Source organism: Pseudomonas paraveronii (assembly GCF_963681955.1).
GTDB classification, from domain to species: domain Bacteria; phylum Pseudomonadota; class Gammaproteobacteria; order Pseudomonadales; family Pseudomonadaceae; genus Aquipseudomonas; species Aquipseudomonas paraveronii.
Genome location: NZ_OY817130.1, coordinates 725,671 through 746,536, shown reverse-complemented (window position 1 = coordinate 746,536; position 20,866 = coordinate 725,671). Strand labels below are relative to the sequence as shown.

At 63.7% G+C, this 20,866-nt stretch carries 16 protein-coding genes; 8 read left to right on the top strand and 8 right to left on the bottom strand.

Going from position 1 to position 20,866, the window contains the following annotated elements:
- Positions 1-75: 75 nt before the first annotated feature.
- The 3 genes from U5A08_RS03185 (at position 76) to cueR (ending at position 3,128) form a co-directional block, all read left to right on the top strand.
- Positions 76-456: a hypothetical protein gene (locus U5A08_RS03185; RefSeq protein ID WP_253393217.1), complete on the top strand. Its 381-nt coding sequence runs from the start codon at positions 76-78 to the stop codon at positions 454-456.
- A 66-nt stretch (positions 457-522) separates the two neighbouring features.
- On the top strand, positions 523-2,724 hold the full coding sequence (locus U5A08_RS03180; protein ID WP_321850231.1) for a heavy metal translocating P-type ATPase: 2,202 nt from the start codon (positions 523-525) through the stop codon (positions 2,722-2,724).
- Between the two features lie 2 nt (positions 2,725-2,726).
- Complete coding sequence (gene cueR / locus U5A08_RS03175; protein WP_253400332.1) at positions 2,727-3,128, top strand: Cu(I)-responsive transcriptional regulator; 402 nt, start codon at positions 2,727-2,729, stop codon at positions 3,126-3,128.
- Between the two features lie 513 nt (positions 3,129-3,641).
- On the opposite strand, the gene U5A08_RS03170 is transcribed toward cueR, so the two are convergent.
- On the bottom strand, positions 3,642-4,538 hold the full coding sequence (locus U5A08_RS03170; RefSeq protein WP_247404467.1) for a PA4780 family RIO1-like protein kinase: 897 nt from the start codon (positions 4,536-4,538) through the stop codon (positions 3,642-3,644).
- A gap of 135 nt (positions 4,539-4,673) precedes the next feature.
- Entirely contained in the window at positions 4,674-5,951 is a 1,278-nt protein-coding gene (locus U5A08_RS03165; protein WP_253393215.1) for an acetyl-CoA C-acetyltransferase, read from the bottom strand.
- A gap of 114 nt (positions 5,952-6,065) precedes the next feature.
- Between U5A08_RS03165 and U5A08_RS03160 the strand changes: the two genes are divergently transcribed.
- Positions 6,066-7,418 carry a 3-oxoacyl-ACP reductase gene (locus U5A08_RS03160; protein WP_253393214.1) on the top strand — a complete coding sequence of 451 codons (1,353 nt, stop codon included), beginning with the start codon at positions 6,066-6,068 and terminating at the stop codon, positions 7,416-7,418.
- A gap of 2 nt (positions 7,419-7,420) precedes the next feature.
- Positions 7,421-8,269 (top strand): MaoC family dehydratase, encoded by an 849-nt coding sequence (locus U5A08_RS03155; RefSeq protein WP_321850228.1) that lies wholly within the window; start codon positions 7,421-7,423, stop codon positions 8,267-8,269.
- 35 nt (positions 8,270-8,304) lie between these two features.
- Here the strand turns inward: U5A08_RS03155 and U5A08_RS03150 are convergent, their stop codons facing one another.
- From U5A08_RS03150 to pbpC, 5 genes are all read right to left on the bottom strand, one after another.
- Positions 8,305-8,862, bottom strand: a complete 558-nt coding sequence (locus U5A08_RS03150) for a DUF4136 domain-containing protein (protein ID WP_253393212.1) — start codon at positions 8,860-8,862, stop codon at positions 8,305-8,307.
- A 45-nt stretch (positions 8,863-8,907) separates the two neighbouring features.
- The gene (locus U5A08_RS03145; protein WP_321850227.1) at positions 8,908-9,510 is read right to left on the bottom strand and encodes a DUF4136 domain-containing protein; all 603 of its coding nucleotides are present in this window, start codon (positions 9,508-9,510) and stop codon (positions 8,908-8,910) included.
- 24 nt (positions 9,511-9,534) lie between these two features.
- Entirely contained in the window at positions 9,535-10,284 is a 750-nt protein-coding gene (locus U5A08_RS03140; RefSeq protein WP_253393210.1) for a methyltransferase, read from the bottom strand.
- Positions 10,277-10,585, bottom strand: coding sequence for a MazG-like family protein (locus U5A08_RS03135; RefSeq protein WP_038843772.1), 309 nt, complete (start codon positions 10,583-10,585; stop codon positions 10,277-10,279). Before U5A08_RS03135 ends, U5A08_RS03140 begins: the two co-directional genes overlap by 8 nt.
- 157 nt (positions 10,586-10,742) lie before the next feature.
- Entirely contained in the window at positions 10,743-13,055 is a 2,313-nt protein-coding gene (gene pbpC / locus U5A08_RS03130) for a peptidoglycan glycosyltransferase PbpC (RefSeq protein WP_321850224.1), read from the bottom strand.
- A gap of 224 nt (positions 13,056-13,279) precedes the next feature.
- On the opposite strand from pbpC, the gene U5A08_RS03125 reads away from it, so the two are divergent.
- Entirely contained in the window at positions 13,280-13,573 is a 294-nt protein-coding gene (locus U5A08_RS03125) for a hypothetical protein (protein WP_253393208.1), read from the top strand.
- A gap of 158 nt (positions 13,574-13,731) precedes the next feature.
- Here the strand turns inward: U5A08_RS03125 and U5A08_RS03120 are convergent, their stop codons facing one another.
- A complete protein-coding gene (locus tag U5A08_RS03120; protein WP_321850222.1) occupies positions 13,732-18,630 on the bottom strand; it encodes an alpha-2-macroglobulin family protein in 4,899 nt (1,632 codons plus the stop codon).
- A gap of 424 nt (positions 18,631-19,054) precedes the next feature.
- Between U5A08_RS03120 and U5A08_RS03115 the strand changes: the two genes are divergently transcribed.
- Both U5A08_RS03115 and U5A08_RS03110 read left to right on the top strand, forming a co-directional pair.
- A complete protein-coding gene (locus U5A08_RS03115) occupies positions 19,055-20,404 on the top strand; it encodes an MATE family efflux transporter (protein WP_321850221.1) in 1,350 nt (449 codons plus the stop codon).
- Positions 20,405-20,509: 105 nt separating this feature from the next.
- Positions 20,510-20,824 (top strand): hypothetical protein, encoded by a 315-nt coding sequence (locus U5A08_RS03110; RefSeq protein WP_253393205.1) that lies wholly within the window; start codon positions 20,510-20,512, stop codon positions 20,822-20,824.
- Positions 20,825-20,866 lie beyond the last annotated feature (42 nt).

The window sequence follows — 20,866 nt, the reverse complement described above, 5'->3', positions numbered from 1 at the left end:
GCCGCCGGGCTGGTATTCGGTGACGCAGTCGGCCAAGCTTCACCCATCTTTGATGTGAACCACGGAGCATGCGCCATGCGCTGGTCGTTTTTTGCCCTTGTCGGCCTGATGAGTTTGTCTGCCGCTGCGCCCATGGCCAGCGCCGCCGAAGATTATGCGGTGTTGATCATTTCTCGCGAACGCCTGGAAGTACCGACCAACTGCGAGATCGGCCTGTACATCCAGGACCAGTTGGCCGGGCGCCTGTTCCAGGAACAGTCCACCTCGTTCAACCTGCCGGCCGGCAATGTGTCGCTGCGCCTGAAGCTGCTGCCGGGCCAAGCGCCGGGTTGCCTACCGGGCCTGCTGGCGCCAGCCGCGCAGAACATCACGCTGAAAGCCGGTGATGTGCGCAAATTGCGCATCGCCCAAGGCCCGGAAGGCATGTACCTCAAGCCTGCGACATTGGGATATTAAAGACGCTTGACCTTCCCCACAGGTCAAGGTTGATCCTAGGGGCAACTTCTTCAGGAGGACTGCCCCATGAATGGAACCACCACGTTTGACCTGCCCATCGGCGGCATGACCTGCGCCAGCTGCGCCGGGCGTGTCGAGCGCGCGCTGGGCAAGGTGCCGGGGGTGCAACGTGTCAGCGTGAACCTGGCCAACGAGCGCGCCCATATCGAGGTGCTCGGCCAGATGGACCCCGCCGTGTTGATCGCCGCCGTCGACAAGGCCGGCTACAGCGCGTCCCTGCCCCAAAGCGAAACCAAGACCGAGGCCGATCAAGCCCAGCGCCTGCACCACGAGCGCTGGGCGCTGTTGCTGGCGATTGTGCTCGCATTGCCGCTGGTGCTGCCGATGCTGGCACAGCCCTTCGGCCTGCACTGGATGCTGCCGGCCTGGGTACAGTTCGCCCTGGCCACGCCGGTGCAGTTCATCTTCGGTGCGCGCTTTTACATCGCCGCATGGAAAGCCGTGCGCGCCGGCGCCGGCAATATGGACCTGCTGGTCGCGATCGGCACCAGCGCCGGTTACGGCCTGAGCCTGTATGAATGGCTGACCGCGCCCGTCGGCAGCATGCCGCACCTGTATTTCGAAGCCTCGGCGGTGGTGATCGCGCTGGTGCTGCTCGGCAAATACCTGGAAAGCCGCGCCAAACGCCAGACCGCCAGCGCGATCCGGGCCCTGGAAGCCTTACGCCCGGAGCGCGCGATTCGGGTGGTTGACGGCCGCGAAGAAGACGTCGCCATCAGCGCGCTCAAACTCGGTGACCACGTGCTGGTCAAACCCGGCGAGCGCTTCCCGGTGGACGGCGAAGTGGTGGACGGTCAAAGCCATGCCGATGAAGCGCTGATCAGCGGCGAAAGCCTGCCGGTGCCGAAACAACCGGGCGACAAAGTCACCGGCGGCGCCATCAACGGCGAAGGGCGCTTGCTGGTGCGCACCGTGGCCCTCGGCGCGGAAAGCGTGCTGGCACGCATCATCCGCCTGGTGGAAGACGCCCAGGCGGCCAAGGCACCGATCCAGAAACTGGTGGACAAAGTCAGCCAGGTCTTCGTGCCGACGGTGCTCGTGCTGGCCTTGCTCACGCTGCTGGGCTGGTGGCTGTACGGCGCCTCGCTGGAGATCGCGATCATCAATGCGGTCGCCGTGCTGGTGATCGCCTGCCCCTGTGCCCTGGGCCTGGCCACACCGACCGCGATCATGGCCGGCACCGGCGTTGCCGCACGCCACGGCATTCTGATCAAGGATGCGGATGCGCTGGAGCGCGCCCATGCCGTGAGCGCGGTGGTCTTCGACAAGACCGGCACGCTCACCTCCGGCACGCCGAAGATCGCCCACTTGGCGGCAGTCGACGGCAACGAGCCGCTGCTGCTGCAACAGGCCGGCGCCTTGCAACGCGGCAGCGAACACCCGCTGGCCAAGGCGGTGCTGGATGCATGCCGCGAACAAGGGCTGAACGTCGCCGATGTGAGCGCCAGCCAGTCCCTGACCGGACGCGGCATTGCCGGCACCCTCGACGGTCGGCCGCTGGCCCTGGGCAACCGCCGTCTGCTGGAAGACAACGGGCTGGACGCGGGAGCACTGAACGCTTCGGCCAAGGCCTGGGAAGCCGAAGGCCGCACCTTGTCCTGGCTGATCGAGCAAGGCGCGCAACCGCGTGTACTCGGGTTGTTCGCCTTCGGCGACACGCTCAAGCCCGGCGCGCTGGAAGCCGTGGCCCAACTCAAGGCGCGGCACATCAGCAGCCATTTGCTCACCGGCGATAATCGCGGCAGTGCGCGGGTCGTCGCCGAGGCGCTGGGCATCGACGATGTCCACGCCGAAGTGCTCCCGGCCGATAAAGCCGCCACCGTCGCCGAACTGAAAAAAACCGGCGTAGTGGCGATGGTCGGCGACGGCATCAACGACGCCCCGGCCCTGGCCGCCGCCGATATCGGCATCGCCATGGGTGGCGGCACCGACGTGGCCATGCACGCCGCCGGCATCACCCTGATGCGCGGTGATCCACGCCTGGTGCCGGCCGCGCTGGAGATCAGCCGCAAGACCTACGCAAAGATCCGCCAGAACCTGTTCTGGGCCTTTGTGTATAACTTGATCGGCATTCCCCTGGCGGCGTTCGGCCTGCTCAATCCGGTGTTGGCCGGCGCGGCGATGGCGCTGTCGAGCGTCAGCGTGGTGAGCAATGCGTTGTTGTTGAAAACCTGGAAACCCAAGGATCTGGAGGACCCACATCCATGAGCATGAACATCGGCCAGGCGGCGCGTTCAAGCGGTTTGAGCGCCAAGATGATCCGCTATTACGAATCCATCGGGCTGTTGAAAGCGGCCCACCGTACCGACAGCGGCTACCGCGTGTACGGCCCCGACGACTTGCACACCCTGGCGTTTATCAAGCGTTCGCGGGACCTGGGGTTTTCCCTGGAAGAGGTCGGCAAGTTGCTGACCTTGTGGCAGGACCGACAGCGGGCCAGCGCCGATGTGAAGGCCTTGGCGCGCCAGCATATTGAAGAGCTGAATCAGAAGATTCGCGAACTGGGGCAGTTGCGCGATACGTTGCAGGACCTGGTGGCACACTGCCACGGCGATCATCGGCCGGATTGTCCGATTCTCAAGGAATTGGCGTCGGGTGGTTGCTGCGCCTGAAGGCGTAAAGGGTGTACACAAAACCAATGTGGGAGGGGGCTTGCTCCCGATAGCGGTGGACCAGTCAATGTAAGTATCGACTGACACGGCGCCATCGGGGGCAAGCCCCCTCCCACATTTAGATCTCCAATTGCCTGGAGATCACTTCCATACCTCGGGAAGTTGCTGCGACTGAAGGGGGAAGCGGTAAGGGGTGTACACAAAACCAATGTGGGAGGGGGCTTGCCCCCGATAGCAGTGGACCAGTCAATATAAGTATCGACTGACACGGCGCCATCGGGGGCAAGCCCCCTCCCACATTTAGATCTCCAATTGCCTGGAGATCACTTCCACACTTTTTAGATCTCCAATTGCCTGAAGATCACTTCTACACTTTTTAGATCTCCAATTGCCTGAAGATCACTTCTACACTTTTTAGATCTCCAATTGCCTGAAGATCACTTCCACACTTTTTAGATCTCCAATTGTTTGAAGATCACTTCTACACTTTTTAGATCTCCAACAGATTGAAGATCACTGCATCCAAGGCGGCGGCGGTTCTTCCGCTGTTTTGCTCGCGGGGGCATCATCCGCCGCGCGGATCGCCTGGCGCCGTTCGTCATCCAGTCGCGCCGCTTCGATCTCGCGGATCACGCCACCGACATCCGCCAGTTCTTCCGGTTCGTCGAACTCGCCGGTCAAGATGCTGCCAGGGTGCAAGGTGCCGGCTTCGTACAGCGCCCACATTTCCTTGGCGTACTTGGTGGTCTTCAACTCCGGGGCAAAACGCCCGAAGTAGGAAGCCATGTTGCCCACATCCCGCTCCAGCATGCTGAACGCGTGGTTGTTGCCCGCCGCATCCACCGCCTGGGGCAGGTCGATGATCACCGGACCCGTCGGCGTGAGCAGTACGTTGAACTCGGACAGGTCACCGTGCACCAGGCCGGTACACAGCATCAGCACGATCTGGGAGATCAGGAATGCGTGGTACTCGCGTGCCTGGTCCGGTTCCAGCGTCACGTCGTTCAGACGCGGCGCCGCATCGCCGTACTCGTCCGCCACCAGTTCCATCAACAGCACGCCTTCCAGGAAGTCATACGGCTGGGGCACGCGAACGCCCGCACCGGCCAGGCGGAACAACGCCGCGACTTCGGCGTTCTGCCAGGCATCTTCGGTTTCTTTCTTGCCGAATTTGGAGCCCTTGGCCATGGCCCGGGCCTGCCGGCTGTTACGGACCTTTCGGCCTTCCTGGTATTCGGACGCTTGACGAAAACTTCGTTTGTTCGCCTCCTTGTAAACCTTGGCGCAACGCAATTCATTGCCGCAGCGCACCACATAAACAGCTGCTTCTTTACCACTCATAAGTGGGCGCAGCACTTCGTCGACCAGACCGTCTTCGATCAGGGGTTCAATGCGTTTAGGAGTCTTCATCAGCTTTTATTGTGGGTCCTTTATTACCAAACACGCGTATGGCACTCGTTATACGGCAATCGGCTCGCCTCGGGGAGGGGCTAGCGAGCTTTGACCACCGAAGAATGCATCCAATATGCCAGTTTTCCACGCAATTCAACGCTCAATGATCGCCGTCATGCCCTGCCCTCCGGCGGCACAGATCGAAATCAGCCCGCGCCCCTTGCCCGCGACGTCCAACAGCTTGGCCAGGTTGGCGATGATACGCCCGCCCGTCGCGGCAAACGGATGCCCGGCGGCCAGGGAACTGCCCTTGACGTTGAGGCGGCTGCGGTCAATCGAACCCAGCGGCGCGTCGAGCCCCAGGTGGGTCTTGCAGTAGTCCGCATCTTCCCAGGCCTTGAGCGTGCACAATACTTGGGCAGCGAATGCTTCGTGGATCTCGTAGTAATCAAAGTCCTGCAGTGTCAGGCCATTCCTCGCCAGCAAACGCGGCACGGCGTACACCGGCGCCATCAACAGGCCTTCGGCACCGTTGACGAAATCCACCGCCGCCGCTTCGCCGTCGCGCAAGTAAGCCAGGATCGGCAAGCCGCGCTCCCTGGCCCAGGCTTCGCTGCCGAGTAACACCAGGGAAGCACCGTCCGTCAGCGGCGTGGAGTTGCCGGCGGTGAGCGTGCCTTTGGCGCTGAGCTCGAAGGCGGGCTTGAGGCCGGCGAGTTTTTCCAGGGTCAGGTCGGGGCGCAGGTTGTTGTCACGGGTGAGACCCAGAAACGGGGTGAGCAAATCGTTGTGCCAGCCTTCGGTGTAGGACGCGGCCATTTTCTGGTGACTTTCCAGGGCCAACTGGTCCTGCTCGGTGCGGGGGATCTGCCAGGTCTGCGCCATCAGTTCACAGTGCTGGCCCATGGATAAACCCGTGCGCGGTTCGCCATTGCGCGGCAGTTCCGGCTTGAGGTGATGCGGACGAAGTTGTAACAAGACTTTTAGTTTGTCCGGCATAGACCGGCTGCGATTGGCCTGCAACAAAATCTTGCGCAGCCCTTCATTCACCCCGATCGGTGCGTCGGACGTGGTGTCCACCCCACCGGCAATCCCGCATTCGATCTGACCCAGGGCAATCTTGTTGGCCACCAGCAACGCCGCTTCCAGCCCGGTGCCGCAAGCCTGCTGAATGTCATAGGCCGGGGTTTGCGGCGACAGGCGCGAGCCCAGCACGCATTCGCGGGTCAGGTTGAAGTCGCGCGAGTGCTTGAGCACCGCACCGGCAGCCACCTCGCCCAGGCGCAGGCCGTGCAGGTTGTAGCGCTCGATCAGGCCCTCCAGGGTGGCCGTCAGCATCGCCTGATTGCTCGCTGTGGCATACGGGCCATTGGAGCGGGCGAAAGGAATGCGATTACCGCCAATGATCGCTACACGGCGCAATTGAGTCATGGAAAGCTCCCTGTCGGTTGTGGGGTAAGTCCCTCAGACTAGCCTAGGCTCAATCGAACGACTGCCGCCCCGGGGTGGTCAACCCTTTGAACCCCAGCCTTCGGAGAGCGTTCCATGTCTGACCGTTATATCGACTTCGCCAACTCAAGCCTCGGCCATCGCCTGGTCGCCGCCATTGGCCTGCCGTCACCGGTACGCCTGGAGCGCTGGCAAGCCGGGCGCCTGCGCCCGGTCGACGGCGCACTGCTGCTCGGCGGCGGCGCGCTGGCGGCCAAGGTGCTGGCGTTCGCCCCTAAACTCACCGAGGCCATTTATAGCTACGGCACCGGGGCACTGGAAGCACCGGCCTGGATTCCCGGGCACGGTCCCAAACTCAAGGCGCTGGTGTTCGACGCCAGCGACGTGCAACACACCGACCAACTCAAGCAACTGCGTGAGTTCTTTCAGCCACTGCTGAAAAATCTCGATCACAGCGCGCACCTGGTGATCCTCGGCCGCGCCCCGGAAAGTCTCAGCGACCCGTTCGCCGCCAGCGCCCAGCGTGCCCTCGAAGGGTTCAGTCGCTCCCTGGCCAAGGAACTGCGCAACGGTGGCGTGTTGCAATTGCTGTCGGTCGGCCAAGGGGCCGAGGACCAGTTGGAAGGGGCGCTGCGGTTTTTCCTGTCGCCCAAAAGTGCCTATATCTCGGGTCAGGTGATTCGTCTGGAAGCCTGCACCACCCCCGTCGAAGACTGGACGCGCCCGCTTGCCGGGCGCAAAGCGCTGGTCACCGGCGCGGCGCGGGGCATTGGCGCCGCCATCGCCGAAACCCTCGCCCGTGACGGCGCCGAGGTCATTCTGCTGGATGTGCCTCAAGCCAAGGCCGACCTCGAAGCCCTGACCGCGCGCCTGGGAGGGCGCGCCGTCGTGCTGGATATCTGCGCCGAAGACGCCGCCTCCCAGTTGATCGAACAACTGCCGGATGGCCTCGACATCCTGGTCCATAACGCCGGCATCACCCGCGACAAAACCCTGGCCAACATGACCCCGGAATACTGGGACGCCGTGTTGGCGGTCAACCTCAACGCGCCGCAAGTGCTGACCAAGGCCCTGCTCGACAGCGGCACCCTGCACGACAACGCGCGCGTGGTGCTGCTGGCCTCCATCAGCGGGATTGCCGGCAACCGCGGGCAAACCAACTATGCCGCGAGCAAGGCCGGGCTGATCGGGCTGGCCCAGGCCTGGGCCCCGCTGTTGAAGGCGCGGGGGATCAGCATCAACGCCGTGGCCCCCGGTTTTATCGAAACCCAGATGACTGCGCATATCCCGTTCGCGCTGCGAGAGGCCGGGCGCCGCATGAGCTCGCTGGGCCAGGGCGGCTTGCCGCAGGATGTCGCCGAAGCGGTGGCCTGGCTCGGTCAGCCGGGCTCCGGCGCGGTCAGCGGCCAAGCGCTGCGGGTGTGTGGGCAAAGTGTGCTGGGAGCGTAAGCATGGAATGGAAAACTCTGGACAGCCCGCCAATGCTTGCGCCGTTGTACTGGCACGCGGTGCTCAAGCGCAAGATCACCGGCAGCCACTTGCCCGAGCAGGGGTTTCGCTGCCGCGTGAGCGTCAACCCCCAGCATGTGGCGGCGTATCGCAAGGTGTGCGGCTTTGCCGACAGCCCGATGCTGCCGGTAACTTATCCACACCTCCTGGCATTCGGTCTGCAGTTGCAACTGCTGACGGCCCCATCGTTTCCGTTCCCGCTGTTGGGGCTGGTCCACCTAAGCAATCGCATCCGTGTTCACCGGCCCTTGGGTGCGGTGAGTGACCTGACCATCGCCGTACACGCAGAAAACCTACAGCCCCACGCCAGGGGCGCGACGTTTGAGGTGGTGACCACCGTCGAAGATGCCCTCGGCCTGCTGTGGGAAGCGCAGAGCCGCCTGCTCTGCCGTGGCGTGAAGCTCGACGGCGCGGCGGCGAACGACGCCTTGCCCACGCCGACCCAGGTCAGCGAACTGACCCGCTGGAAAGCCCCCGCCGATATCGGCCGTCGCTACGCCTGGGTGTCCGGCGATTACAACCCGATCCATTTAAGCGCCCTGACCGCCAAATTATTCGGTTTCCCCCAAGCCATCGCCCACGGCCTGTGGAACAAGGCGCGGACCCTCGCCGCCCTCGGTGAGCACCTGCCCGTGGCGAATATCGACATAGAGGTCGAGTTCAAGAAACCGGTACGCCTGCCCAGCGAGGTCGCCCTGCACGCCAGCGGCGCCGGTTCCAGTGGCGAGTTGTGGTTAAAAGGCTCGGGGGATATTGAACACATGGTGGGTAGATGGCGGCCGATTGGCTGAAACCGGCCGGGGATCTCTCTCGGGGCAACGCGGTTTCAGTGCGGCGGGTAGCTGGTAAGGATTCGGCTGACCGTCTTACGGATGGCGTTGCTACGATCCTGTGGGTCCGGCGAGTTGGCCATGATCTGCTCGTCGCTGCCGCGCCAGACGAGTTTGCCGTCCTTGCCGTCGAGCAGGTCGATCTGGAGAGTCGCCACCTTGTAGCTGATGTTGCGCGTTTCGTAGTACATCGGCCCGCCCCAGTAGCCATTCCACGGCACGCCCCAGGCGCCGCCGTAGTTGGTGCTGACTTGTTGCTGACGGTCTTCGACGATCAGGTAGACCTGCGCAGTCAGGTCCGCCCTGGTGCCCGCCGCTGCGGGGCGCAGGCCGCGTTGGTCGAGTTGTTCGCCGACAGCCTGGCGGATCCGTTGTTCGGTGAGGTCGCTCTTGATCCGCGGATCATCGGGACGGTATTGCACAGCCGGGTCTTTCCACGCCCAACTGCGGTAGGCACCGAAGTCTCGGCTGGCATCGAAGTCGTGGTTGACCTGACTGGTCTGGCAACCGCCCAACAGCGCGACAAAAGCGAGCGTTGCGATACGTCGAAACATGGTGATTCTCCAACGAGCGATCCGGGCATTAAATGAGAATAGCTGTTAACTGGGAGGATACGCCGTCATTGCCTTTTGCACCGCCTGGCGCAACGCATCCGCCCGCTCACTGAGGCTGCCCTGGCTGCCGGTTTCGGCACTGGCACTCCACACCGGCTGACCGCTGCGCGCATCGAACAGATTGACCCGCACGACGACGACCTGAACTTCATAGGTGCGCACGATCGGCGCCGAGTTGTACATGCCGTAGCCGTTGCCGTAGCGATTGTAGCCGCCATACCCATAGCCGTAGTCATCCTGGACCTGCTTGAGGCGCTTCTCCAGATGCACGTCGGCGCTCACCAGCAGGTCGGGCGCGCGGTTGTCGTGCAGGGGGCGCAAGCCACGCTGGTCGAGGGCGCCGCTGACCGCTTCGGCCACTTGCGCCGAGTCCGCCCAGGCCGTGCCCGCCGGCAACTGGCCGTTGCGCCAGGCCCAAATGCGATAGGCACCGTAGTCACGTACCGGCGCGGGGTACGCGCTGGCATCAAAGGTCTGGGCCGCCTGGGCCGGCGCCGGCGGCATCGGCGCCGAGGCGGCCACGTAAGGATTGGGGCTGGAGCAGGCGCCCAGCCCAAGGGACAACAGGATTAACCCGAAACGACGCATTTCGACCTCCACTGACTGGGCCGCTTAAACCGGACGGCAGATCCAGTGCAAATAACGCCCAAGCCCGGCAAAACTTGGGTGACGACGATGAGCGAGCTCCATCTCCAACACCTCCTTCAAATCCACGCGGGCCTGGAATTCCACCGGCATATAGTCGTGGAACACCCGCACGCCGCTCTGGCTTTCGACCTGCCAAAGCCCATCGAGTTGCGCCGCCAGCTCTCGCGGATCGAGCGGCTGTTGCGGGGTCAGGCTCTGTTTTTCGCCGGCCATGTCGTTCTTGCGCATTTTGCGGAAGTGGCCTTTGAGCAGGTTGCGGTAAATCAGCGCATCGCGGTTGTAGAACGCCAGCGACAGCCAGCCGCCGGGCACCGTCAACTGGTGCAACACGGGCAGGATCGCGTGGGGTTCGGCCAGCCATTCGAGGACGGCGTGACACAGCACCACATCGTAGGGCTCGGTGAGTTGGCCGAGCAGGTCTTGCCAGGGCGCGTGGATAAAGGTCGCGGTCTGCCCGGCCTCGGCGAAGCGTTGGCGCGCACCGCTAAGCATCGGCTCGGCGGGTTCGGCCAGGGTCACCTGATGCCCGCGCTCGGCCAGCCACAGCGACATATGCCCCAGGCCCGCGCCAATATCCAGCACACGCAGTGGCCGCTGCGGCAAGGCTTCGGTGAGGTCGGCCTGCAACACTGCCAGGCGAATCGCGCCCTTGGCGCCGCCGTAGATTTTCTCGGCAAAACGCGTGGCCAGTTGGTCGAAGTGACGATCACTCATGGGCAAACCGCCGTTCGCTGTCGGCCAGCTTGGCGCGCACCACCTCGTTCATGTCCAGGCCCAACTCGCTGCACAGCAACAGCAGGTACAGCACGATATCGCCGACTTCCTGGCCGGCGTGGGCGAGTGTGTCGGCGGGCAACTGGCGCGACTGGTCTTCGGTGAGCCATTGGAAGATTTCGACCAATTCGGCCATTTCCACACTGGCGGCCATGGCCAGGTTTTTCGGGCTGTGGAATTGTTTCCAATTGTTGGTATCGCGGATGCGATGCAGGCGTTCGGTGAGGTGTTCGAGGTTCATGGGGGGCTCCTGAAGGCGTATAGCTTCGGGGGGATCAGGGATGAAGGCAAGTGAATCCGGGTGGTGGACTTTAGGGCGCTATCGCAGGCAAGCCTGCTCCCACATTTGAATGGATTCACACAGCAGAATGTGGGGGCTAGCTTGGCGATGATGGGGTTTAGTCGACGACGCTGAATTCGATTCGGGCGGTTTGGCCGGCCTCGTCGAGAACGCTGAGCTGATAGCGGCCCAATTGCTCGAAACTGGCGTTGATGCTCTCCTGGTTGGCGCTGTCGCCCAACGGCGCGCCGTTGAGGAACCACCAGCGCCGGCCACTGCCGCCCAGGGCGGAGAGGTTCAGGCGCAGCGCCTGTTGGCTGGCGGCAGGCAGGCGCAATTGATCGCCCTCGCGCACGCCGACGATCGACAACGGCGACGACGCGGCCAGTGCCGGCGGCGGGCAATCGGGGTCAGCAGCCGGCAGGCGCGCGTCGCGGCGTTCGGCCCGCGGCAGCCAGGGCTCCAACGGCGCAGGCCACAGGGCAATGTTTTTCAACACGGCGCCGGGGCAATGGGCGTCCACCCTCAAGCCCTTGGGGTTGACCCAGACGCTTTCCATCAAGCCCACACTCAACGGCTGATCCAGTGCCTGCAAGGTCGGCGGCGTGGTGTTGTCCAGCGTCCAGGCAAAGCGCTGGCGGCGGCAATTGGGGTCGTTGCGGCTCATGGGCTGGCCCAGCGGCCAACAGATCGCCGCCACACCGACATTCGCCGGCACCGGTTTGACCGGCGCGCTGATGCCACGCTGGCTGTCGCGGTTGGTCAACACGTCATGCACCTGCAACATCAACGGTGCGGCCGAGGCCAAGCCGAACTGCCCCGGCACTGGCGTGCCGTCGGGGCGGCCAATCCACACACCGATCAAATAGCGCGGCCCGACGCCGATCGCCCAGGCATCCCGGAAACCGTAGCTGGTGCCGGTTTTCCAGGCCAGCGCCGGGCGCTGCACCAGTTCGGCACGCGGGTCGCGGTCGGGCCGCGCCTGACCGCTGAGGATACGCCGCACAATCCAGGCGGACCCTGGCGACAGTAATGGCCGTTCTTTAAGCGTATCGTCCGGCTGTAATCGAATCGTGGCGCTCCTGCCGTCACGGGCGAAGGCGCTGTAGCCGCTCACCAGATCTTCCAGGCGACTGCCCGCGCCGCCCAGGATCAACGCCAGGTTCGGCTCGGCCAACACCGGCAACGCCAACGGCACCCCACCGATACGCATCTGCGCGGCAAAGCGCTTCGGCCCGTAGGCTTCCAGCAACTGCACCGCCGGCAGGTTGAGCGAACTGGACAACGCCGTACTCGCCGGCACCGCGCCGGTAAAACCCATGGAGAAGTTACCCGGCCGGTAATCGCCATAACGCCTGGGCACATCCTGCAACAGTGATTCGGAGTGAATCAGCCCCTCGTCCAGGGCCATGCCATACAGGAAGGGCTTGAGGGTCGAGCCCGGCGAACGCAACGCGCTGATCATGTCCACATGGCCGAAGCGCTTGGCGTCATTGATATCCACCGAGCCTAAGTAGGCGCGCACGGCCATGCTGTCTTCCTCCACCACCAGGATCGCCGCCGAGGTGTATTCCGGCAAACGCGCGCGCCAGCCCAGCAGCAGGTCTTCGAGACGGCGTTGCAGGGTGGCGTCCAGGGTGGTGCGGATCAGCGGCGGGCTGTCGGGTCGGTTCAGGCGGCGGGCAAGCAAGGGCGCCAGGCTGGGCTCCAGGCGCGGCGCGAGCAGCAACGGTTCTTCCAGGGCCTCGGCCACCGCCGATGGCGGCCAGACCTGGAACTCGCCGAGGCGGCGCAGCACCTTGTCCCGGGCCTCCTGGGCGCGCTGGGGGTGGCGGTCGGGGCGCAGGCGGCTCGGCGCCTGGGGCAACACCGCGAGCAAGGCGGCTTCGGCATGAGTCAGTTGCGCCGGCGACTTGCCCAGATAAGCCCAACTGGCCGCTGCCACCCCTTGCAACGTGCCGCCAAACGGCGCGCGGTTGAGGTACAGATTGAGAATCTCGGCCTTGGACAAGTGCCATTCCAACTGTGCGGTGCGCCACAGTTGGCGCAGCTTGCCGTGGAATGTGCGCGAATGGGGATCGAGCAAACGGGCGACCTGCATCGACAAGGTACTGCCACCCGACACCACCCGCGCGCCGGTCAGGTTCTGCCACGTCGCCCGCGCCAGCGCCAACGGGTTCACGCCGGGGTGCTGGTAGAACCAACGGTCCTCGTAGGTGAGCAGCGCATCGAGGTAATACGGCGACACCTCAGCGGTTTGCACCGGGTAACGCCACACGCCATGGGCATCGGCAAACCGCCACAACGGCGTGCCATCCTCGGCCAGCACCACCCGCGCCAAATCATCCTTGGGCAACGGCAACGGCCAGATGCGGTCGGCCGCCCACAACAGCGCAACAACCACCACCACAAAACCCAAAGCCCAACGCAACCAATGTGGGAGCGCGCTTGCCCGCGATGGCGCCAGACCAACCGGCACAGACGTCACTGCCCCACCCCCACCGCGAACAAACCCGCTCCCAAATCAAACCGAACACATCCAACCATGATTAATCGCAAATTCAAACGGGCAAACCTCTATGCTTGCAGGGAACTAGCCGGCGTTATCAACAACCAAAGGCACAGACACGCCCACCTTCTCATCAGGACACGCACATGCAGGTAGAAAGCTTTTTCGAATGGTTGGGCCAGGCGCTCGGCTCCGTCATCCGTTTTATCGTCGACGGCCTCAGCGGCATCTTCGGTGCCTTGACCCACGCCGGTGGCAACTTCATCGATGGCCTGTCGCGCACCTTGGGCATGGACACTTCCATCATCAGCATCATTACCCTGATCCTCGGCCTGATGCTGCTGTACTCGGCGGTTCGCGCGTTCATGCGCGCATCAATCATCATGGGCATCATCTGGCTGATACTCGGCCTATGGCTACTCAGCTGGGTAGTCCACTAACCCCAAAAAAACACCACAAATCCCTGTAGGAGGGGGCTTGCCCCCGATAGCAGTATTTCAGTCAATGCATCAGGTGACTGACCCACCGCCATCGGGGGCAAGCCCCCTCCCACATTTAGCCCTCATTCCACATTTAGTCCCCCTTCCACATCGCGCTTTCAACGCCCCTTGATCACCAGATCCACCGGCGTCTCCCCCACCGCCTGCCAGTTCGGCCGATACATCGACTCCACCTGCGGCGGCGGCACCCGATACGTCCCCGGCGTCACCGCCCGCGCCAGATACAACAAGTGCGTGGTGCCATAGCCATCCAGATTCATCGCCGCCACATAGCGGTCATCACGAAACTCCTGATGCTTGAGTGACGCGTTCTGCATCGACTCGCGCCATTCCTTCACCTGGCTGCTGGCGTTTTCCAGGCTTGCGGCGCTTTGCGCGAGGTTCTGGTTTTCCAACTCCAGGCCCGCCGGCAGCAGGTCCACCACCAGGGCATCCGGCACGCGCTGCTTGGCGCTCACCGCCAGATGCACCAGCACCAGATCGCCGCTGTTGAGGCTACGCAGGTTCAGCGGCTGGCCGTTCATGCCCAGGTATTCGCGGCGGATGCTCAGGTTGTCGCCGCCGGCAGCCGGTGGCACCTGTGGATAACCCGAGATCGTCAACTGCTGGTACACCGGCGTCTCGCCCTGATTGCTCAGGCTCAGGTCGCTGGACAACAGCGCGCCGGCCAACGCCAACGTCGACTGTTGATTATTCAATTCGCGCACGCCGCCACTGCCGGTGAGCGACACCTGCCAATTCGACTCAGGCTGGGCGAACCCGAGGCGCCCGGCGAGGAACAGCGAGTTACGTTCCTGGGTCGACAAGTACGGGCTGGCCGCCAATTGATCCGACAGCGTAAACAAACGCTCTTCACGCTTGCCCTTGGCCAGGTCGTTTTCTTCGAGCAACGCCAGGATCATCGCCTGGTCCCGCAGCGGGCTGCCATAGTCGGCCAGCCATTCCTTGGCATTGCGCTGCGCCGCCAGCCCTGCGAGCAAGGCTTGATCGGCGCGCGGCTGGTCGCCCATCTTCTGCAAGGCGATGGCCAGTTGCACCAACGGCAACCCGGAGCGCGCATCGCTGCGCCGCTCGAACAGGCTGCGCAACGCGCCCAACGGTGCCTGCTGACTGCGCGCCAGTACCAGACCGGCGTAGGCCTGCACGGCAAAGCGGGTGTGTTCGGCGTTGTCGCTGTAGTCGACTTCGATCAGGTTGCGCTCCTGCACATAACGCAGCAGGCGCTCACTGGCTTTTTTCAAGGCGTCCGGCGGTACGGCAAACCCCTGGTCGCGAGCGCGCAGCAGGAAGTCAGTGACGTAGGCGGTCAGCCAGTATTCCTCTTCGCCATCGGCGCCCCACAAGCCAAAGCTGCCGTTGTAGCGCTGCATGCCCAGCAGGCGTTCGATGCCCAGCTCGATCTTGCGTTTGCGCTCGGCGTCCGGCTCGCCCTTGACGCCCAGGCGCTTGAGCAAGGCATCGTCGGCATACAGCGACGGGTACAGGCCGCTGGCGGTCTGCTCCAGGCAACCGTAGGGGTAAGCCTTCAGCGCCGTGATTTGCGCGCCGAGGTTCAACGGCGGCCGGCTCGACAGGCTCAACAACGCCTCGCGCCCCGAGCTGTCGAATTGATCGAGCGCGCCCGCCGGCAGGCTCCACGGCTGCTCCTTGAGCACCGCACGATAATGCTTGAGCAAGGCCGGGTAGGCCGGGCGCACGCCCAGGGTCCATTCGCGGCTGAACGGCGGCAGGTTTTCACCGGGCAGGTCCAGGCCGTTCACCGTGACCTTGACCTTGCCTTGCCCCAGGCCGCCCCAGGCTTTCACCGGGATGCGCAGCGTGGTGCGCTGGCCTTGTTTGAGTTCGACCGATTGCGCGCCACCGTTGACCAGCTCCAGTTGCCCTTCGGCACTCAGTTGCACGTCGAGCTTTTGCGCCTTGCCCGACAGGTTGGAGAGGTCCAGCGCCAAGGTGGTCTGGTCGCCACCCGCAAGGAAGCGCGGCGCCGACAATTCGGCAATCAGCGGTGCGGCGATCACGGTTTTGGCTTCCGCCATGCCGTAGCGGTCATCACTCCAGGCCTGGGCCATCAGGCGCAGTTCGCCGTTGAAGTCCGGGATATTGACGCTGACTTCGCCCTCGCCCTGCTCGTTCAACATCACCGGCGCGCTTTGCAGGGCGACGATGGTCACGCTGGTGTCCGGGCGTTTGCCGCCTTTGGCCAATGCAGCGTCACCGCCGAAGGCCAGGCTCGCCAGGCGCCCCTGGCCGGCCTCGATCAGTTGGCCATAGATGTCGAACTGGTCCACGCCATACGCCTTGCGGCCGAACAGGCTGGAATACGGATCGGGTGTCGGGTATTCGGTGATATTGAGGATGCCCACGTCCACCGCCGCCACCAGCACATGCACCTGTTTGGGCACGCTGCCATCGGCATTTTTTGCGGCGACTTTCACCGTCAGCGCTTGTTTGGGGCGCATTTTTTCCGGTGCGGTGAGGGTCAGCCCAAGTTTGCGCTGGGTGCGATCCAACGGCAGGTGCAGCAGGCCCACCGCCCGTTTGGGGGTGATATTGGCTTTGCGCTCACCGGGGCGAATCACCAGGGCGCTGATGTAGAGATCATGACGCGCCCATTTCGGGTCGAGCTTCACGGCGAAACGTTTGCCCTCGGCCGGCACGTCGATTTCCTGCCACCACAGCGGCCCCTCGGCGGACTCCACCAGCAGGTAGCCTTTACCGGCCGCCGGCGGCGTCACGGTGACGTTGGCGGTATCGCCGTCGCCATAGGCGGGTTTGTCCAGCGCCAACTTGACCTGATCGGGGCGCACGGCGCCGCCTTCGGTGTTGTCCTGGGCCTGGTAGCCGGCCCAGAAGCGCAGGCTGCTGACCAGCCCGGTCTGCGGGTCTTCGACCTCGACGCGGTACGGGCCCCACTCCACCTGGAAGCTGACCTTGGCGGTGTCGCCGGCTTTGATGTTCAGGGTCTGCTCGTCGAGGTTGAGGAATTTCTGGTTGTAGTGATAGCTCCAGCCGTCGCTCTCCGAGTAATTCCAGTAGTAGTCGCGGCGCTCGCGCACCAGACGCACCTTGAGGTTTTTCGCGGCAAGTTTCTGCCCGGCCTGGTTGGCCAGCAGCACTTCAAATTCCGCCGGGCCGTCGCCGTTGGTTTCCTTGCCGTCAAACAGCCCACGCAGCCCCGGCAGTTGCTCGGCCGGCCAGATCGGCTGCACCAGGCGCCGGGTGATCGGCCGTCCGCCCGACTCATGCAGGCTGGCTTGCACGATCAGTTGCAGCGGCGACTTGGCGTCGGCCCACTTGCTTTCCAGGCTCAGGGCTTCCTCGCCCTTGGCGTCGAGCACGCTTTCATCCAGTTCGAAATCCTGGCTCAGCTCTTCTTCAGTGACGGAGCCGAACTGGTAACCCGGCAGCGATTTCACCGCCTCGCGCAGCGGGCGCACATACACCTGCCCGCTGACCCGGTTGCCCGCCGCCGGCGCGCCGTAGAGGTAGCGGCCATTGACCTGGATGACCGGGTTCTCCGCCGGGCGCAATGCCGTATCGCTGCCCTTGAGTTCCAGCGCCAGGCGCTCGGGCAGGAAGTCTTCGACGAGGAATTCATACAACTGTGGCTTGCCGTCGCCCAGGTCGAACACCAACTGCCAACGCCCGGTCGGCGCTTCGCCGGCCAGTTGCAGTTGATATTGATAGAGGCCGGACGCGTCGGCATCCCAGACGAATTTACGGCTGACCTGCTCATCCGGGCGACGCACTTCGACGCTCACCGGCTGCGGCTTGACCGCGTTGCCGTCCTTGTCGCGCAACAAGGCGTTAAGCAGCACGGTTTCGCCAGGGCGATACAGATCACGCGGGCCGAACACAAAAAACTGCAGCGGGTGCGACGGTTGCCCGCCGATATCGAACTCCGCCAGATCCAGGGCGGCACTGTCCAGGCGCAACAGGCTGGTCTGTTCGCCCTGCTTGGCCAGCAGCACCTGGGCCTTTTTCGGCAACGGCAGTTCGGCGTGACCGCCCTGCTCGGTCTTGCCCTGGCCCACCACCCGGCCCTCGGCGTCGAGCACTTCAAGGTCGACGCCATCCAGCGCCTTGCCACCGTCCAACGCCTGGGTAAACACGTCCAGGCGATTGGCGTAGCGGTGAACCGACAAGCCGATATCACTCAAGGTGAACAACGTGGCCGGTTGCGAATAGTTATAGGTGCCCGACGCCCGCATCACCGCCAGGTATACGCCCGGCTGCTGCAGTTGCTTGAGGCCGGCGATCGGCAGCAACAGGGTTTCGCGGGTATTGCGCGCAGGATTCAGGTCGAAACGGCCGCCGTAGACCAGATCGGCCAGCGGCAGCAGTTCGCGCGATTCATAGCTTTGCAGGCTGGTATTGCGCCCCCACTGCGCAAGGAACGACGGCAGGGATTCGGGCTTGATCCGAAAGAATTCGACGTCGACCTTGTCGACATTCAGCGCAATCACCGGCAACCCCTCGGCCAGGCGCGTGGGCAACAGCGTGCCACGGCTGGCGAAGCCGACAGTGGCTTGCAGGTCGCGGGTTTCCAGACGGGCGATGTACTCGGCGGGCAACAGATTGTTATTCACCGCACGCACGCCGGGGTCGACCGTCAGCACCAACTTGCGCTGCGGTTCCAGGTGGCGCAGGCGCAGTTCCATCAGGTTATCCGACAGCTCCCAGGCGCCATCGACCTTGCCCGACTTGCTGTCCACCAGATGCAGCTTGTCGGCGAATTTCTGCTCCGGGTCCAACGGGATGGAAAAACTCACCGACAACGTGCTGGCACCGTCCAACTGCACCTCGGACACGTCCACCACACTCAGCTCACGCCCCGCATACCGCTGCTTCAACGCCGACACATCCACCGCCGCCTTGACCGCCTTCGGCGCTACGCTGCTCGCGGCTGGCGCGGTCGGGGCGGCCGGTTTATCGGAGGAATCGCAGGCGCTCAGCAGGGCCAGCGCACAAGCCAGGAACAGTCCTTTGTTAAGCATGGGGCACTCGTAGTCAGAGGGAACCGAGGGGTGAACTATATATCAGCGCCGGCCAAGCCGATGTGGCGCCGGTCACATTGACCGACGGAGGGCAGTTTGGTTCTGGCCGGCCACCGATCCAAGCCAAATCCCACAAACACAAAAGATCAAAATCACAAAAGATCAAAATGTGGAATGAGGGGCTAAATGTGGAATGAGGCCTAAATGTGGAATGAGGCCAAATGTGGGAGGGGGCTTGCCCCCGATTGCAGTGGATCAGCTACAAATAAGCTGACTGACTCACCGCCATCGGGGGCAAGCCCCCTCCCACATTTGGCCCTCCTCCCACATTTGGCCCCCCATTCCACATTTAGCCCCCCATTCCACATCGGTTCTGCGGCGTGCTGGGGGGACAGTTACAATGCCGCTCCCCCAAGGAGCCTGCATGTCCACCTTACTGACCGACTGGCGCCACCGCCCAACCCACCGCCGCGTCTGGGCCCTGGCCGCGCCGATGATCCTGTCGAACCTCTCGGTGCCGCTGGTGGCCCTGGTCGACAGCATGGTCATCGGCCACCTGCCCCACGCCCACCAACTGGGCGCGGTCGCCGTCGGGGCCAGCCTGTATACCTTCCTCGCCTGGGCCATGGGTTTTCTGCGCATGGGCTCCACCGGCTTCGCCGCCCAGGCCGCCGGGCGCAATGACGGCGCGGCGCTGCGGCAAATCCTGCTGCAAGGTCTGTTGCTGGCGCTGGGGCTGGCGATGTTGCTCGGCACGGTGGGCATCCCCCTGAGTCACCTGGCCCTGGAGTGGATGCAACCCTCCCCCGAACTGAACCAACTGACCCGCGAATTTTTCCACACCCGCCTGTTCGGCCTGCCCGCCGCCCTCGCCAGCTACGCCCTGGTCGGCTGGTTCCTCGGCACGCAAAACGCCCGCGCGCCGCTGGCGATCCTGCTGACCACCAACCTGGTCAACATCGCCCTGAACCTGTGGTTTGTACTCGGCCTGGACTGGGGCGTGGTCGGTTCCGCGCGGGCGTCGGTGCTCGCCGAATGGACCGGCGCCCTGCTCGGCCTGGCCCTCACGCAAAAAGCCCTGCGCGCCTACCCCGGGCATATCGCCTGGGCCGCCTTGCAACGCTGGCACAGCTGGCGCCCGCTGCTGGCGGTGAACCGCGACATTTTTATCCGCAGCCTGGCGTTGCAGTCGGTGTTTTTCATGATCACGGTGCAAGGCGCGCGGCTGGGCGATGCCACGGTAGCGGCCAACGCGCTGTTGCTCAACGGCCTGCTGCTGACCGCCCACGCGCTGGACGGTTTGGCCCACGCCGTCGAAGCCCTGTGCGGCCACGCCATCGGCGCCCATGACCGTCATGCGTTGCGCCGCTCACTGGTCGTCGCCGGCGGTTGGTCGCTGATCGCCAGCGTCGGTTTTGCCCTGCTGTTCAGCTTCGCCGGCCATCTGTTCATCGCCATGCAGACCGATATCCCCAGCGTGCGCGAAACCGCCGACATCTACCTGCCTTACCTCGCGGTGCTGCCGTTGATTGCGGTGTGGAGTTATCTGCTGGACGGGCTGTTCATCGGCGCCACACGTGCGCGGGAAATGCGCAACGGCATGCTGCTGACGGTGGTCATTGTGCTGCCGTTTGCCTGGGAGTCACAGAGGTTCGGCAACCACGGCCTGTGGATAACCTTCCTACTGTTTATGGCGGTACGCAGCTTGACGCTTTGGATCATTGCGTGGCGAATCAAGCGGCAGGGTCGATGGTTCGGCGGCAGCGCAAGCTAACATCACCTAACCCTACCTGTAAGGTTTGACAGGTTACAAACCTGTCCTTCGCGCGTTGAATGGTGCTGAACAACGCCCATTTCATCTGCCCGGAGAGAATCGAAGATGAACATCTCACAACGTGTCGGCATCACCGCTTTAGTGTTACTCACCGCGTTTATGCAAACGGCCATCGCTGATACCGCCAGTCAGGCCAAGATAGCCGGAACACTGCGGATCGAAAACAAAACAGATTACACACTCACGGTAACAAATCGTGACGAAAAACAGAAAGTTACCGCAGGAGCATCGGCTGACATTGCGATGAGTGCTGCCGACATCACGGTTGAGCCAGAAGAGGGCAACGGCGAAGTGAGCCAGTTGAAGCTTTCCTTCAATCCCGGAAATTGCTCTGTGGCGCTGTGCCTATCCGTGAACTGAACCTCACAGCGCACCTCGCAACCGCCCCTGGGATATTGCCCG